This window comes from Streptomyces kronopolitis (assembly GCF_014646275.1).
GTDB classification, from domain to species: Bacteria; Actinomycetota; Actinomycetes; order Streptomycetales; family Streptomycetaceae; genus Streptomyces; species Streptomyces kronopolitis.
The window spans coordinates 111509-126852 of record NZ_BMND01000003.1 but is presented as its reverse complement, the minus strand read 5'-3'; the positions used below and the strand labels follow the sequence as shown (position 1 = coordinate 126852).

The window sequence follows — 15344 nt, the reverse complement described above, 5'->3', positions numbered from 1 at the left end:
CACCGGGGCTCCGGTGCGGGCGTCCCGTACGCAGGCGCGCAAGGCGCGGGCGCCCACCGTGCGTGAGGCGTGCAAGGCGCGGAAGCAAGCGGGGCGTTGCTACTTCGCGCCGTCGACGGGCAGGACGTCCGGGGAGAGGGCGGCCGCGCGGGCCGTGGCCGAGGTCTGGCGGCGGCGGTGATGGCGTCGGCACAGCACCTCGTAACCGACCTCGGCCTGGGGGCTGTCCACGTCTCCCACGACGTCGCCGACGACGACCTGCGCGCCCTCGACGACCATCCGGCCGTCGACGGTACGGGCGTTGTGGGTGGCGCGGGCGCCGCACCAGCACAGCGCCTCGACCTGCAACACCTCTATCCGGTCGGCCAGTTCGACCAGGCGCTGGGAGCCGGGGAAGAGCTTGCTGCGGAAGTCGGTGGTGATGCCGAAGGCGAAGACGTCCAGTTCCAGGTCGTCGACGACGCGGGCGAGCTGGTCGATCTGTTCGGGGGCCAGGAACTGCGCCTCGTCGACGATGACGTAGTCGACCCGGCCGCCGGAGGAGAGATGTCCGATGAGATGGGCGTAGAAGTCCAGGTCATCGGCCGCCTCGACGGCCTCGGTGACCAGGCCGAGGCGGGAGGACAGCTTGCCGCGGCCGGCCCGGTCGTTGCGGCTGTAGATCATTCCTTGCAGACCGCGGGAGGAGCGGTTGTGCTCGATCTGCAGAGCGAGGGTGCTCTTTCCGCAGTCCATGGTTCCGGAGAAGAACACCAGCTCGGGCATGGGAAGTTGCGGGCCTTTCGGGCTCGTGGGGGGCGACGTGTGCGTGGGGGGCGTGCGGATCAGGTACGGACTTCCAGGAGGGGCACCAGCTGCTCCACCGGGGTCATCGAACCGTGCATCCCCACCATCTCCGACTCCCGGGGCTCCCGTTCGGTGGCGATGATCACCATGTCGGCATGGGCAGCCGCCACGACATCGCCGATCCGGGCGCGCACCCGGTCGTCGACCGTCGGCCCGAACCACCCGGCCGCGATGGCCTCGTCGCGGCTCGCGACCCACATCTGCTCACCGACCACCTCGCGCCACACGGCGAGCACATCGGCGGCCGCGCCCGGATGGGCGTAGACGTGCCGGGCGCGGCCCTCGCCACCCAACAGGCGTACGCCGGCGCGCAGTTCCCAGTCCTCGTCGAAGTCGATGCGGGACTCCGGGTCGAAGGGGATGTCGATCATGCCGTGGTCGGCGGTGACGTACAGGGCGCTGCGCGGCGGGAGCTGCTCGGCCAGCCGCTGGGCGAGCCGGTCGACGTACATCACCTGGCCGCGCCAGGCATCGGAGTTGACGCCGTAGCGGTGCCCCTTGCCGTCGACCTCGGAGTAGTACGTGTAGACCAGCGAGCGGTCACCGGCGGCGAGCTGCTCGGCGGCGAGGTCCATCCGTTCCTCGCCGGAGAGCCGGCCGTGGAAGGTGCCGCCGCTGAGCGCGACCTTGGTGAGCGGGGTGTGCTGGAAGTTCGGTGCGGAGACCTGGCAGGTGTGGATGCCGGCGGCGGCCGCGCGCTGGAAGACCGTCGGGTACGGCTGCCAGACATGGGGGTCGGTCCACGGGTACCAGCGCAGCTGGTTCATCAGGGCGCCGGTCGCCGGGTCCTCGCAGGTGTAGCCGGGCAGGCCGTGGGCGCCCGGCGGCAGGCCGGTCCCGACCGAGGCGAGGGAGGTGGCGGTGGTGGAGGGGAAGCCCGCGGTGAGCGGGCGGCCGGTGCCGTTGCACGACGTGTCCAGGAGGGAGGTCAGGAACGGCGCCTCCTCCGGGTGGGCACGCAGCAGCTCCCAGCCGAGGCCGTCGATCAGGAAGACGCAGGCGCGGTCGGCGGGGGCCAGCTCCAGCGAGGTCTGCTCGCCGGGTATCCCCAGCCCCGCGGCGACGGCCGGCAGCAGATCGGCGAGCGAGCCGGTGCCGTACCGCGGCGCGGGGGCGGCCAGCGGGTCGAGCGGTTCGGGCTCCGGCCAGGCGGGGACGGTGTGGGCCATCAGCGGGCGGTGGTGGCCGCGGTGGCCTCGGAGAGCGCCTGGGCGAAGGTGAGCGTCTCGCGCACCGAGTCCGGGCCGTCACCGGCCTCGCTGACCCGCAGCGAGAGGTCGTCGGCGGTGGAGGAGCCCGTGTAGCCGTGGTCCGCCTCGCAGTTGGGGTCGCCGCAGGCGGCGGGCTCCAGGTCCAGGCGGGCGACCGCGCCCCAGCCGATGGTCAGCACGACCTCGCGGGGCAGCTGGCCGGGGGTGTACGACTCGGGGTTGGCGACCACGCGGCTGAGCACCACGGACGAGATCCGGCCGAGCTTGACGGACTCGGTGGAGGTGGTCGCGTACGGCGACGGGGAGGTGGCGTCGGCGGCCTGCTCGTCGGTGTGGCTGACGATGAAGCGGGTGCCGGTCAGGACGAGGACCGTGACATGCCGGCGGACCTCGTTGGCGTCGAAGGTCGTCTCCTGGTGGACGAGGTACGACACCACCGGCTCACCACCGACCGCGGCCTGCACCGCCTCGGCCACGAGCGTCGGGTAATAGCCACTGCGCTCGATCGCCGCACGCAGTCCCTGTGTCGTCGTACCGGTCTTAGCCATGGGGTCCATCTTACGGGGCGTACCGGGGCGCGAGAGCCTCAGTAGACGGGCAGCCGGCGGGGGCCGAGGTCAGTGGTGGCAGGGGGCCTGGCCAGGCGGACGGAGGCGCCCAGAACGGAGAGTCCGTGGGCGGCGACGACCACCGGTTCGAGGTCCACGCCGACGACCTCGGGGTGGTCGTCGACCAGCCGGGAGACCCGCAGCAGCAGCTCGGCCAGCGCGGCGGTGTCCACGGGCTGGGACCCGCGCCAGCCGAAGAGCAGCGGGGCGGCGCGGATCGAGCGGATCTGCTCGGCGACCTCGCGGTCGGTGGCCGGGATGAGGCGGTGAGCGATGTCGCCCAGCAGCTGGGAGGGCGCACCGGCCAGGCCGAAGGACAGGACGGCGCCGGCGGCCGGGTCGATGGCGGCCCGGATGACCGTGTCGACGCCGCGCGGCACCATGGACTGGACGACCGGACGCAGCTCTTCCGGGGAGCCGAGGAAATCGGTCAATTCGGCGTAGGTGCGGCGGAGTTCCCGCTCGCCGGCGAGGTCGAGGCGCACGCCGCCGAGGTCGGCGCGGTGCCGCAGATGGGGTGCGGTGGTCTTGAGGGCCACCGGGTAGCCGAGGCGGGCGGCGGCGCGGACGGCCGTGTCCGGGTCGGGCGCGGGGAGGACGGGGCGGGTGTGGATGCCGTAGCGGGCGAGCAGGGCCTCGGCATCCTCGGGCGGCACGGGTACGGAGCGGCCGGTGGGGACGTCGCGGGTGAGGCGGTCGAGGAGGCGCTCGATGTCGGCGCCGGCCGCCGCCTCCTGGATGTCGTCGTACTCGGGCACCCGGCCCGGATCGGCGGCCTCCCGGCGCCACGCGGCATAGCGGACGGCCTCGGCGAGCGCGCGGACGGCGCGCTCCGCGGCGGGGTAGGCGGGGATGCGCAGGGGTGCGGCGCGGCGCGGGGACGGGGCGGTGACCTCGTTGGCGCGGGCCTGCGGTGCGGTGAGGGCGGGGGGCGGTCCCGGAGGGGTCAGGGGGCGTGCGGGGTACGACGGGTGGCGCGGGGGCGGTGGGGTCTCCGGGGCCGACGGGGCGGGTGCCGGAGCCGCGTCCTCGGGGCGGGCCTCCCGGTCGGCGGCAGGGGCGTCGGGCCGGGACTCCTGCGTCTGCTCCGGGGCCGGTGCCGGGGCCGCGAGTGTCTCCGCCAGTTCGTCCATGGCGAGGTGGACGACGGTGACCGGCTTCTCCGGGTGGGCCTCGGCGGCGGTACGCAGGGCGGCGGCGAGCGCGGCGCCCTCACCGCCCTCCGGGGAGACCGCGGACCCCTCCCCCACCCAGGGGATGGCCGTGACGACCACGGCGTCGCAGCCATCGCCGGCCAGCGCCTCGTCCAGCGCGGCCCGGAAGTCGTCGGGTGTCGCGGCCGAGGAGAGGACATGGGGGCGCTGCGGGCGCAGCCGTTCGGTCAGGCAGGCGTCGTAGGCCAGCAGCGCCAGCGACTCGGAGTTGCCCAGGATGGCGATGCGCGAGCCGGCCGGCAGCGGCTGGGAGCCCAGCAGCAGCCCGGCGTCGATCAGCTCGGTGACCGTGTCGACGCGGATCACGCCCGCCTGGCGCATCAGGGCGGCGACGGTGCTGTCGGGGACGCGGACGGTGGGCACGGCGTGGCCCGGCGGGGCGGTGCCGTTGTGCCGGGCCCCCTTGGCGACCACGACCGGTTTGACGGCGGCGGTGCGGCGGGCGAGCCGGGCGAACTTGCGGGGGTTTCCGATGGACTCCAGATACAGGATCACGACATCGGTGTCCGGGTCCTCGTACCAGTACTGGAGCAGGTCGTTCCCGGAGACGTCGGCGCGGTTGCCGGCCGAGACGAAGGCGGAGATGCCGGCGATGCCGCCGTCGCCGGGGCCGCGCGCGTGCAGTCCGCTGAGCAGGGCGATACCGATGGCACCGGATTGGGTGAACAGGCCGATGTGGCCGGCACCGGGCATCCGGGGCGCGAGGGAGGCGTTCAGCCGGACACCGGGGGCGGTGTTGATCAGGCCGAAGGCGTTGGGCCCTATGAGCCGCATGCCGTACGAGCGGGCCTGGCCGAGCAGGGCGCGCTGCCGCTCCCTGCCGTCCGGGCCCGCCTCGGCATAACCGGAGGACAGGATCAGCACCCCTTGGACGCCGTGTTCGCCGCAGTCGCGGACGACGTCGGGCACGCGGTCCGCGGGCACGGCGACGACGGCGAGATCGACCGGCTCGGAGATCTCGCGCAGCGCGCGGACGGCCGGCACGCCTTCGGGGTCCAGCCGCCGCATCCCGTCGGGGAAGGCGTGGTTGACGGCGTGCACCCGGCCCGTGAAGCCGGAGTCCAGGAGGCTGCGCAGGGCGGTGCGGCCGACACCGCCGGTGGCGCGGCCGGTGCCGATGACGGCGACCGAGCGCGGGGTGAGCAGCCGCTGGACGGAGCGGGCCTCGGCCCGCTGCTCGCGGCCGCGCATCACGGCCATGGACTGCTCGGTCGGCTCCAGATCGAACTCCAGCCGGACCACGCCGTCTTCGAAGGTGCGCTTCTGGGTGTAGCCGGCGTCGGTGAACACCTTGATCATCTTGGAGTTCGCCGGAAGCACCTCGGCGGCGAACCGGCGGATGCCGCGCTCACGGGCGACGGCCGCGATGTGCTCCAGGAGGGCGGAGGCGACGCCGCGGCCCTGGTGGGCGTCCTGGACGAGGAAGGCGACCTCCGCCTGGTCGTCCTCGGGATCCTTGGCGGGCAGCCCCTGGTCGTTGATCCGGTCGTAGCGGACGGTGGCGATGAACTCGCCGCCGACCGTCGCGGCGAGACCGACCCGGTCGACGTAATCGTGGTGGGTGAAACGGTGCACATCGCGGTCGGACAGGCGCGGGTAGGGCGCGAAGAAGCGGTAGTACTTCGACTCGTCCGAGACCTGTTCGTAGAACGAGACCAGCCGCTCGGCGTCGTTGGGGGTGATGGGGCGGATCCGCGCCGTCCCGCCGTCACGCAGCACCACGTCTGCTTCCCAGTGGGTCGGGTACGCGTGGTCCTGCGGTTTCTGCATGCGGACAGCGTACGACCGGGCACCGACAGCGGGCCCGGCGCGCGTACGCTCGGGTGCAGGGCGGCCGGTGATGCTGTGGACCGTGCGGCGGGCCTGGTCGGCCGGGCCTCCCTTGGGACAGGGGTGGCGCGGGCCAGCTGGCGCGTCCGCTGGAGCAGGTCCGGCAGCGTGAGAGACTGGTCTAGACAACAGTCACGACTTTGAAGGGCAACACCATGGCAGAGCGCCGCGTCAATGTCGGTTGGGCCGAGGGCCTGCACGCCCGCCCCGCGTCGATCTTCGTCCGTGCCGCCACCGCCTCCGGCGTCCCGATAACGATCGCCAAGGCCGATGGCAACCCCGTGAACGCCGCTTCCATGCTCGCGGTCCTGGGCCTCGGCGCCCAGGGCGGCGAGGAGATCGTGCTGGCCTCCGACGCCGAGGGCGCCGAGGCCGCGCTCGACCGCCTGGCCAAGCTCGTCGCCGAGGGCCTCGACGAACTCCCCGAGACCGTCTGAGCCCACCGGCTCTCTGCTGTACGCGGCGGCCCCGTCGCGGCGACCTATGACCGGTTGCCGCGACGGGGCCGTTCTCGCTGCTCCCTGAGTCCGGGGCGGGGCCACGGTGTGCGCGGTTGCCGCGCGGGCTTTTGTCGCGCGGTGCACGGGAATTTCCCGTCCGCCTGGAAATCCGGCGGCGAGAAATAGCGCACCCAGTCAGAGATGACGTGCGTTCCAGCCGCGCAAAGCGTGCATCATGCAGCGCCCAACATTCACCCTTCGCGGCACGACAGAATGACATCCGAATATCGGGCTGATTTACAGCGGACGGATCACACTCCTGCTCACCGAAGCCCATTCTCTGTGTCCCGCATTTCTTCGTGTGCGGGACCTCTTTTCTACGGGACGGTTGTTAAGGGCGGACGCGCACCGTGTTGACGGGCGGTTTCGTATCCCTCACTCCGGTCTTGAGCGGGCGTCGCAGCCGGTACGCCGGGAGCGAGTGCTCGACATGCGCCGCCATCAGGGCGCGGGCCCGCTCCGCGTCCCCCCGGGCCACCGCGTCCAGCACGGCACCGTGCTCGTCCCACGCCTCGGCGGTGCGCGCCGGCGGCTCCACGGCGTACATCCACTCGATCTTGCGCCGCAGCTGGGTCAGCAGCGCCGTCAGGCTGGGACTGCCGACCGCCTGGGCCAGCGTCTCGTGGAACCAGTCGTCCAGCTGCCGCAGATCCCCCGGATCGCCGTGCCGGGCCCGCTCGCGGCCCAGCCGCACCAGGCCGCGGAGCACCTTGAGGTGGGCCGGGCTGCGGCGGGCGGCCGCGCGGGCGGCGCCCAGCGGCTCCAACAGGGCACGGACGTCCAGGAGATCGGCCGCTTCCTGCGCGGTGGGCTCGGCGACGCAGGCCCCGGCGTGGTGGCGGGTGGTGACGAAGCCCTCGGACTGCAGGGTGCGCAGCGCCTCGCGGACCGGCACCCTGGACACCCCGTAACGCGCCGCGAGGATCTCCTCGATCAGCCGGCTCCCCGGCGCCAGCGCACCGGAGACAATGTCGTCGCGAATCGCCGTGCACACCGCATGCGCGGAAATATGGCCTCGCATCTTCCGAGCCTCCGCCGTAATCCCCTGGAAACGCCGCCGGTCGGCGTCTTTTCCGTGACTCTATTGGACCGGCACGGCTTTTCCGATGGGCTCCGAATATTCAGGGAAATTTTTGGCCGGAAGTCGTGGGAACGCGGGCTCCACCTCCGGCGCGTGCACCGCGTACCGCGTTGGTGCCGCCGGAATGTCCTGCCGTATACGCCGAAGCCCCGGTCGCGGGACCGGGGCTTCGGGAGGACGCGGTGCTCAGCACCCCTCCCGGGCGTGGGGACGGGCGAGCGGCGGATCAGACGTTGACGCCGTGCGCGCGCAGGTAGCTGATCGGGTCGATGTCCGAGCCGTAGTCGGGGCCGGTGCGGGCCTCGAAGTGCAGGTGCGGGCCGGTGACATTGCCGGTGGCGCCGGAGAGGGCGATCTGCTGTCCGCGGGTGACCTTCTGGCCGACCGAGACGGCGAACGACGACAGGTGACCGTACTGGGTGTACGTGCCGTCGTTCATCTTGATCACGATGTTGTTGCCGTACGAGCCGCCCCAGTCCGCCTCGACGACGGTGCCCTCGCCGACGGCGTGAACGCTGGTGCCCGAGGCGGCGTGGAAGTCGATGCCGGTGTGGCTGCCCGAGGACCACAGGCTGCTGGAGGCCTTGTAGCCGGTGGACACGTAGGAGTCGGCGACCGGCGCGATGAAGGTGTTCAGCCGCTTGCGCTCGGCATCGCGGGCGGCGCGCACCTTGGCCTTGTGCGCGGCCTCGGCACGCCGCTTGGCCTCGTCGGCCTGCTTCTTCGCGACGGCCTCGGCCTTCGCCTGTGCGGCGGCGGACTCCGCGGCGGCGCGCTGCGCGTCGGCCTGGGCCGCGACATGGCCGGCGAGCTGGTCGCCCATCACGACGGCCTGCTGCAGACCGGTGTCATGGGCGGGTGCCACGTCCGTCGCGGCCAGCGCCGGCGAGGCCACCGAGGCGACCACACCGCCCGCCGCGAGGGTGGCTATACCGGCGACGTTGCGGGTCGTCCGGGTAGGACGGTCGGCGCGGCGGTGCTTCCCGGTGGCACGGATGAACGCCATGTACGGGCTTGTCCTTTCCCTCCTTCTCGCCTACCGGGTTAGCTGACGGGTTCGGAGCAGGAAGGTCTCCTACGGGCTCCTCGCGAGAGGAGTCCGATTCACCCCAAGGGACGTGTGGGTCCCCGGCTCCCCTGGCTCGCACCGTACGGGGATTCGGCGATGACTGTCCGGTGCCACTGTTGTGGCGGACTTGTGACGAACAGCCGGAACGACGCTAAACGGGGCCACTTTCGTTGGGCAAACAGATGCCGTTTTTTGTGCGGGATGCCACAAGAACCTGGACAACCAGCGGTAAGAAAACGGACATACAGCGACTCCCGTGGCGAGTGGGTGCCACGGGAGCCGCTTTGTCGATATATGACCTTTCGTCATGCGGGCGGGGTCAGCCGCCGACGACGGTCACCTCGCCGATGCCCAGCTCCTTGACCGGCTCGGCGATCTGCGCGGCGTCACCCACGAGGACCGTCACCAGCCGGTCCACGGGGAACGCGCTGACCGCCGCCGCGGTCGCCTCGACCGTGCCGGTCTCCGCGAGGCGGGCGTACAACTGCGCCTGGAAGTCGTCCGGCAGCTGCTGCTCCACCTGGTCGGCGAGCGTGCCCGCGACGGCCGCCGCGGTCTCGTACTTCAGCGGCGCGACCCCGACGAGGTTCTGCACGGCGACATCCCGCTCGTCGTCGGTCAGCCCCTCCGCCGCGAGGGTGCGCAGCACCTTCCACAGGTCATCGAGCGCCGGGCCCGTGGAGGCGGTGTCCACCGAGCCGCTGATGGCGAGCAGCGCGGCCCCCGTGGCCCCCTCGGGGGACCCGGGCGCGGTGGAGCGCAGGACCTGGCCGAAGGCGCGCACGCCGTAGGTGTAGCCCTTCTCCTCGCGCAGCACACGGTCCAATCGGGAGGTGAGGGTCCCGCCCAGGCAGTACGTGCCGAGGACCTGCGCGGGCCACACCCGGTCGTGCCGGTCGGCGCCGACCCGGCCGATGAGCAGCTGCGTCTGGACGGCACCGGGGCGGTCGACGATCACCACGCGGCCGGTGTCGTCGGCCGTGATCGGCGAGGCCTTCAGCGGCTCGGCCGTCGAGCCGCTCCAGGCCCCGAGGGTGTCGGCCAGCGCCGCTTCCAGGTCGACGCCGGTGAAGTCGCCGACGATGACGGCGGTGGCCGTGGCGGGCCGCACATGGGTGTCGTAGAAGCCGCGGACGGCCGCGGCGTCGATGCGGGCGACGGTCTCCTCGGTGCCCTGGCGCGGACGCGACATCCGGGCCGTGGCCGGGAACAGCTCCTTGGACAGGGCCATCGCGGCGCGCCGGGCCGGGTTGGCGAGCTCGTGCGGGATCTCGTCGAGGCGGTTGCGGACCAGCCGCTCGACCTCGCTCTCCGGGAAGGCGGGGGCGCGCAGCGCGTCGGCGAGCAGGCCGAGCGCGCGGTGCAACCGGGAGGCCGGGACCTCGAGGGAGACCCGTACGCCGGGGTGGTCGGCGTGCGCGTCCAGGGTGGCGCCGCAGCGCTCCAGCTCGGCGGCGAACTCCTCCGCGTCGTGCTTGTCGGTGCCCTCGGACAGCGCCCGCGCCATGATCGTGGCGACGCCGTCCAGGCCCTCGGGCTCGGCGTCCAGGGGCGCGACGAGGTTGATCTCGACGGCGACGACCTGCTGGCCGGGGCGGTGGCTGGTCAGGAGGGTGAGGCCGTTGGGCAGTTGGCCGCGGTCCGGCGCCGGGAAGGCCCACGGCTTGGGCGCGCCGCCCCGGGGCTGCGGGTGGAAGTCCATCGTGCTCACAGGGGTGTCGGCGTGGGTGGTGGCGTCGCTCACTGGTCCGCCTGCCCTTCCTCGGTGTCGGCGGCGTCGTTCGACTCGGTCGGCTCGTAGACCAGCACCGCGCGGTTGTCGGGGCGCAGCCGGGCCTTGGCGACCGCCTGCACCTCCTCGGGGGTGATGTCCAGGACGCGCCGCACGGCGCTCAGCGCGAGCTGCGGGTCGCCGAACAGGACGGCGAAGCGGCACAGTTCGTCGGCGCGGCCGCTGACCGTGGCGAGCCGGTCCAGCCATTCCCTCTCCAGCTGGGCCTGCGCGCGTTCCATCTCCTCCGGGGTCGGCCCCTCGGCGGCGAAGCGGGCCAGCTCCTCGTCGACCGCGCGCTCGATGCCGGGGACCTCCACCCCGCCGGACGTCTTCACGTCCAGCCAGCCCAGCGAGGGCGCTCCGGCCAGCCGCAGCAGACCGAAGCCGGCGGCCACCGCACTGCGGTCGCGGCGCACCAGCCGGTTGTACAGACGGGAGGACTCTCCGCCGCCCAATACGGTCAGCGCGAGATCCGCGGCGTCCGCCTCACGGGTGCCGTCGTGCGGCAGCCGGTAGGCCGCCATCAGGGCGCGGGAGGGCACGTCCTCCTCGACGACCTCCCGCAGCTGGCCGCCGATGACGTCGGGCAGCGTGCCGTCGCGCGGCGGCTGCTTGCCGTCGTGCGAGGGAATCGAGCCGAAGTACTTCTCCACCCAGGCCAGCGTCTGCTCGGGGTCGATGTCACCGACGACCGACAGCACGGCGTTGTTGGGTGCGTAATACGTGCGGAAGAACGCCCGGGCGTCCTCCAGTGAGGCCGCGTCGAGATCGGCCATCGACCCGATGGGCGTGTGGTGGTACGGGTGCCCCTCCGGGTACGCCATGGCCGTCAGCTTCTCGAAGGCCGTGCCGTAGGGGACGTTGTCGTAGCGCTGGCGGCGTTCGTTCTTGACGACGTCGCGCTGGTTCTCCAGACACTCGTCGTCGAGCGCGGTCAGCAGCGAGCCCATCCGGTCCGCCTCCAGCCAGAGCGCGAGCTCCAGCTCATGGGCGGGCATGGTCTCGAAGTAGTTGGTGCGCTCGAAGCTGGTGGTGCCGTTGAGCGAACCGCCGGCGCCCTGCACCAGCTCGAAGTGGCCGTTGCCCGACACCTGCGCGGAGCCCTGGAACATCAGGTGCTCGAAGAGGTGAGCGAGGCCCGTACGGCCCTTGACCTCGTGGCGGGAGCCGACGTCGTACCACAGGCAGACCGCTGCGACCGGCGTCAGGTGGTCTTCGGAGAGCACCACGCGCAGGCCGTTGGCCAGCCGGTGCTCGGTCGCTGTCAGGCCGCCGGACCCGGCTTGTTCTGTGGCCGTGTGACCCATGGGCATGTACGTCCCTTCGATCCGCTTGCGAGGAAGTTCTGTCACTGTATGCAAGCGCGTCGGCATCTGGCGAAGTTCCCGGGCGACCGGCCCTGTACGTACGCCGCGTGCGGCTTCCACGGGGCCGAAGGGGGAGTCGCGGTCGGCGTTGTCGGTGGGGCGGTCCACAATGGTCGGCGTCAGACTCTGAGATATGCGCGGGCTGAGCCCCCGCCCGGTTGACCCGACGGGTTGACCGACGCTTTCCGTTATCGGCAGTAGACGCAGCAGAAGGAGCCGCAGCCGCGATGGCCCGCCGCAGCACGAAGACCCCGCCGCCGGACGACTTCGAGGAGAGGATCCTCGACATCGACGTCGTCGACGAGATGCAGGGTTCCTTCCTCGAGTACGCGTATTCGGTCATCTACTCGCGCGCCCTGCCGGACGCCCGCGACGGTCTCAAGCCCGTGCACCGCCGCATCCTGTACCAGATGAACGAGATGGGCCTGCGGCCCGAGCGCGGCTACGTCAAGTGCGCCCGCGTCGTCGGCGAGGTGATGGGTAAGCTCCACCCGCACGGTGACGCGTCCATCTACGACGCCCTGGTGCGCATGGCGCAGCCGTTCTCGATGCGGCTCCCGCTGGTGGACGGCCACGGCAACTTCGGCTCGCTGGGCAATGACGACCCGCCCGCCGCGATGCGGTACACCGAGTGCAAGATGGCGTCCGCGACGTCCCTGATGACGGAGTCCATCGACGAGGACACCGTCGACTTCGCGCCGAACTACGACGGCCAGGAGCGGGAGCCGGTCGCCCTCCCGGCCGCGTACCCCAACCTCCTCGTCAACGGCACGTCCGGCATCGCGGTGGGCATGGCGACGAACATGCCGCCGCACAACCTGGGCGAGGTCATCGCCGCGGCCCGGCATCTGATCAAGCATCCGAACGCCGATCTCGACACCCTGATGCGGTTCGTGCCGGGTCCCGACCTGCCGACGGGCGGCCGGATCGTGGGGCTCGACGGTGTACGGGACGCGTACGAGAAGGGCCGCGGCACCTTCAAGATCCGCGCCACGGTCACCGTCGAGAGCGTCACCGCCCGCCGCAAGGGCCTGGTCGTCACCGAACTCCCGTTCACGGTCGGCCCCGAGAAGGTCATCTCCAAGATCAAGGACCTGGTCGGCTCGAAGAAGCTGCAGGGCATCGCCGACGTCAAGGACCTGACCGACCGCGAACACGGCCTGCGGCTGGTGATCGAGGTCAAGAACGGCTTCAACCCCGAGGCCGTATTGGAGCAGCTCTACAAGCTCACGCCGATGGAGGAGTCCTTCGGCATCAACAACGTCGCGCTGGTGGACGGCCAGCCGCTGACGCTGGGCCTCAAGGAGCTGCTGGAGGTCTATGTCGACCACCGCTTCACCGTGGTGCGCCGGCGCAGCGAGTTCCGGCGCGGCAAGCGACGCGACCGTCTTCACCTGGTCGAGGGCCTGCTGACGGCCCTGGTGGACATCGACGAGGTGATCCGCCTGATCCGCTCCAGCGAGAACAGCGCGCAGGCCAAGGAGCGGCTGATCGAGCGGTTCTCGCTGAGCGACATCCAGACCCAGTACATCCTCGACACCCCGCTGCGCCGGCTGACCAAGTTCGACCGGATCGAGCTGGAGTCGGAGCGGGACCGCCTGAAGGACGAGATCGAGAAGCTGACGCAGATCCTGGACTCGGACGCGGAGCTGCGCAAGCTCGTGTCCGGTGAGCTGGCCGCGGTGGCGAAGAAGTACGGCACGGACCGGCGCACGGTCCTGCTGGAGTCCTCGGGCACCACGGTCGGCGCGGTGCCGCTGGAGGTCTCCGACGACCCGTGCCGGGTGCTGCTGTCCTCGACGGGCCTGCTCGCCCGTACGGTCACCGGAGAGGTGCCCTTCGACACCGACGCCCGGCGCGTCAAGCACGACGTGATCGTCTCGGCGGTGCCGGCGACGACCCGCGGCGAGGTGGGCGCGGTGACGTCCCTGGGCCGGCTGCTGCGGCTCTCGGTGATCGATCTGCCGCAGCTCCCGGAGACGGCGTCCGCGCCCAGTCTCTCCGGCGGTGCGCAGCTCTCGGAGTTCCTGACGCTGGAGGACGGCGAGCAGCTGATCTGCCTGACCACGCTGGACGAGTCCTCACCGGGCCTGGCGCTCGGCACGGAGCAGGGCGTGGTCAAGCGGGTGGTGCCCGACTACCCCTCCCACAAGGAGGAGTTGGAGGTCATCACCCTCAAGGAGGGCGACCGCATCGTGGGCGCGGCCGAGCTGCGCACCGGTGAGGAGGACCTGGTCTTCCTCACCAACGAGGCGCAACTGCTGCGCTATCCGGCCGCGCAGGTACGGCCGCAGGGCCGGCCGGCGGGCGGGATGACGGGCATCAAGCTGGCCGAGGGCGCGAAGGTGCTCTCGTTCTCCGCGATCGATCCGGCCGCCGACGCCATGGTGTTCACGGTCGCCGGCTCGCACGGCACGCTGGACGACTCGGTGGCGACGGCCAAGCTCACCCCGTTCGACCAGTATCCGCGCAAGGGGCGCGCGACCGGCGGGGTGCGCTGCCAGCGGTTCCTGAAGGGCGAGGACTGTCTGACCCTGGCGTGGGCGGGGCCGGCTCCGGTGCGGGCCGCGGACGCCAAGGGGTCGCCAGTGGAGCTGCCCGAGGTGGATCCGCGGCGGGACGGCTCGGGCGTGCCGCTGACGAAGCCGGTGGCGGCGCTGGCCGGGCCGGTGTAGGCGGCAGCGGTCCGAGGGACGAATGGACGCGGTCGGGCCGGTGGCTCACCGGCCCGGCGGCGTCACCAGTCCTCCTCGCGCGCGGCCACGTACCGCAGCACGCCCCACATGCTGTGGGCGCCGGCCTCCGACGGGCTGCTGTCCCGGCAGTTCTCCAGCTCCTTGCGCAGGGCGGACGCGTCGATGCCGCTGCCGATCATGACGAGCTGGGTGCACCGCTCCTCGCCCCTCGGCCACGGCTCCGGGTAGAAGCGCAGGAAGTCACCGACGGCGTGCAGCGTGAACCGCTGGCGGTTCTCCGGGACGTCGAAGTGGACGAACCCCTTGATGCGGTAGAGACCGGCCGGGCGGCTGTCGAGGAAGTCCATGAGCCGGCGCGGGTGCATCGGCTCGGCGGAGGTGAACTCCACGCTCTGGTAGGCGGCGTGGAGATGGCCTCCCTCATGGGCGTGGCCGGGGTGAGCGCAGTGGCCGTCGCAGTGGTGGTCATCGTCCTCGCCCGCCGCGGCCTCGCGCAGCAGGTCCTCGAACGACAGCTGCCGTACGGACGGGTCGTCGCCCTCCCCCGCTCCGCGGTCGAAGAACAGCTCGGGATCGACCCGGCCGTACGCCGTGCAGATCACCGGCCGGCCGGGAGCGAGGTCCGCGAGGGTGGCGACGAGCTCCTGTCGCGCCGCGTCGCCGATGCGGTCGGCCTTGTTGAGCACCACGATGTCGGCGATGCCCACATGCCGGTCCAGTTCGGGGTGGCGGACCCTGGTGTCATCGAATTCGGCGGCATCGACGACCTCGATCAGCCCGCCGTAGACGATCCGGTCGTTCTCGCTGGCGAGGATCATCCGGATGAGTTCCTGCGGCTCGGCCAGGCCGCTGGCCTCGATGACGATCACATCGATGCGGGCGGCGGGGCGGGCGAGCCGCTCCAGGTAGGTGTCCAGTTCGCTGGTGTCCACGGCGCAGCACAGGCAGCCGTTGCCGAGCGAGACCATCGAGTCCACCTGCCCGGCGACGGTCATGGCGTCGATCTCGATGCTGCCGAAGTCATTGACGATCGCGCCGATGCGGGTGCCGTCACCGTTGCCGAGCAGATGGTTGAGGAGGGTGGTCTTGCCCGATCCGAGGAAGCCCGCGAGCACGACGACCGGGATCTGTTGCGTGGCCAAGGGGGC

General features: G+C 71.8%; 11 protein-coding genes and 1 riboswitch. Of the genes, 2 read left to right on the top strand and 9 right to left on the bottom strand.

Features of this window, described 5'->3' with window-relative positions; translation table 11 throughout:
* Positions 1–99: 99 nt before the first annotated feature.
* Genes IEY78_RS04795 through IEY78_RS04780 form a run of 4 tightly spaced genes read right to left on the bottom strand, consistent with a single transcriptional unit; the run spans position 100 to position 5649 of the window.
* Positions 100–765 (bottom strand): thymidine kinase, encoded by a 666-nt coding sequence (locus tag IEY78_RS04795; RefSeq protein WP_189096298.1) that lies wholly within the window; start codon positions 763–765, stop codon positions 100–102.
* Between the two features lie 59 nt (positions 766–824).
* A complete protein-coding gene (locus tag IEY78_RS04790) occupies positions 825–2015 on the bottom strand; it encodes an alkaline phosphatase family protein (protein WP_189096297.1) in 1191 nt (396 codons plus the stop codon).
* Positions 2015–2605 carry a DUF5998 family protein gene (locus tag IEY78_RS04785; RefSeq protein WP_159743002.1) on the bottom strand — a complete coding sequence of 197 codons (591 nt, stop codon included), beginning with the start codon at positions 2603–2605 and terminating at the stop codon, positions 2015–2017. The genes IEY78_RS04790 and IEY78_RS04785 overlap by 1 nt, the downstream gene beginning before the upstream one ends.
* Positions 2606–2643: 38 nt before the next feature.
* Positions 2644–5649, bottom strand: coding sequence for a bifunctional acetate--CoA ligase family protein/GNAT family N-acetyltransferase (locus IEY78_RS04780; protein ID WP_189096296.1), 3006 nt, complete (start codon positions 5647–5649; stop codon positions 2644–2646).
* A gap of 215 nt (positions 5650–5864) precedes the next feature.
* On the opposite strand from IEY78_RS04780, the gene IEY78_RS04775 reads away from it, so the two are divergent.
* Positions 5865–6146 carry an HPr family phosphocarrier protein gene (locus IEY78_RS04775; RefSeq protein WP_189096295.1) on the top strand — a complete coding sequence of 94 codons (282 nt, stop codon included), beginning with the start codon at positions 5865–5867 and terminating at the stop codon, positions 6144–6146.
* Positions 6147–6540: 394 nt separating this feature from the next.
* Here the strand turns inward: IEY78_RS04775 and IEY78_RS04770 are convergent, their stop codons facing one another.
* The 4 genes from IEY78_RS04770 to IEY78_RS04755 form a co-directional block, all read right to left on the bottom strand.
* Entirely contained in the window at positions 6541–7230 is a 690-nt protein-coding gene (locus IEY78_RS04770) for a GntR family transcriptional regulator (protein ID WP_189096294.1), read from the bottom strand.
* A 286-nt stretch (positions 7231–7516) separates the two neighbouring features.
* Positions 7517–8296 carry a M23 family metallopeptidase gene (locus IEY78_RS04765; protein ID WP_189096293.1) on the bottom strand — a complete coding sequence of 260 codons (780 nt, stop codon included), beginning with the start codon at positions 8294–8296 and terminating at the stop codon, positions 7517–7519.
* Positions 8297–8308: 12 nt separating this feature from the next.
* Positions 8309–8465, bottom strand: a riboswitch (cyclic di-AMP (ydaO/yuaA leader).
* A 213-nt stretch (positions 8466–8678) separates the two neighbouring features.
* Entirely contained in the window at positions 8679–10061 is a 1383-nt protein-coding gene (locus tag IEY78_RS04760) for a M16 family metallopeptidase (protein WP_189096543.1), read from the bottom strand.
* Between the two features lie 38 nt (positions 10062–10099).
* Positions 10100–11440: a M16 family metallopeptidase gene (locus IEY78_RS04755; protein WP_189096542.1), complete on the bottom strand. Its 1341-nt coding sequence runs from the start codon at positions 11438–11440 to the stop codon at positions 10100–10102.
* Positions 11441–11727: 287 nt separating this feature from the next.
* Between IEY78_RS04755 and IEY78_RS04750 the strand changes: the two genes are divergently transcribed.
* Positions 11728–14175, top strand: a complete 2448-nt coding sequence (locus IEY78_RS04750; RefSeq protein WP_189096292.1) for a DNA gyrase/topoisomerase IV subunit A — start codon at positions 11728–11730, stop codon at positions 14173–14175.
* A gap of 62 nt (positions 14176–14237) precedes the next feature.
* Here IEY78_RS04750 and IEY78_RS04745 read toward each other — a convergent pair whose 3' ends face one another.
* A complete protein-coding gene (locus IEY78_RS04745) occupies positions 14238–15338 on the bottom strand; it encodes a CobW family GTP-binding protein (RefSeq protein WP_189096291.1) in 1101 nt (366 codons plus the stop codon).
* Positions 15339–15344: the final 6 nt, after the last annotated feature.

Excerpts from the sequence above, each read along its gene's own strand:
- IEY78_RS04795 (WP_189096298.1), bottom strand. The coding sequence starts at position 765 with ATGCCCGAGCTGGTGTTCTTCTCCGGAACCATGGACTGCGGAAAGAGC.
- IEY78_RS04790 (WP_189096297.1), bottom strand. The coding sequence starts at position 2,015 with ATGGCCCACACCGTCCCCGCCTGGCCGGAGCCCGAACCGCTCGACCCG.
- IEY78_RS04785 (WP_159743002.1), bottom strand. The coding sequence starts at position 2,605 with ATGGCTAAGACCGGTACGACGACACAGGGACTGCGTGCGGCGATCGAG.
- IEY78_RS04780 (WP_189096296.1), bottom strand. The coding sequence starts at position 5,649 with ATGCAGAAACCGCAGGACCACGCGTACCCGACCCACTGGGAAGCAGAC.
- IEY78_RS04775 (WP_189096295.1), top strand. The coding sequence starts at position 5,865 with ATGGCAGAGCGCCGCGTCAATGTCGGTTGGGCCGAGGGCCTGCACGCC.
- IEY78_RS04770 (WP_189096294.1), bottom strand. The coding sequence starts at position 7,230 with ATGCGAGGCCATATTTCCGCGCATGCGGTGTGCACGGCGATTCGCGAC.
- IEY78_RS04765 (WP_189096293.1), bottom strand. The coding sequence starts at position 8,296 with ATGGCGTTCATCCGTGCCACCGGGAAGCACCGCCGCGCCGACCGTCCT.
- IEY78_RS04760 (WP_189096543.1), bottom strand. The coding sequence starts at position 10,061 with ATGGACTTCCACCCGCAGCCCCGGGGCGGCGCGCCCAAGCCGTGGGCC.
- IEY78_RS04755 (WP_189096542.1), bottom strand. The coding sequence starts at position 11,440 with ATGGGTCACACGGCCACAGAACAAGCCGGGTCCGGCGGCCTGACAGCG.
- IEY78_RS04750 (WP_189096292.1), top strand. The coding sequence starts at position 11,728 with ATGGCCCGCCGCAGCACGAAGACCCCGCCGCCGGACGACTTCGAGGAG.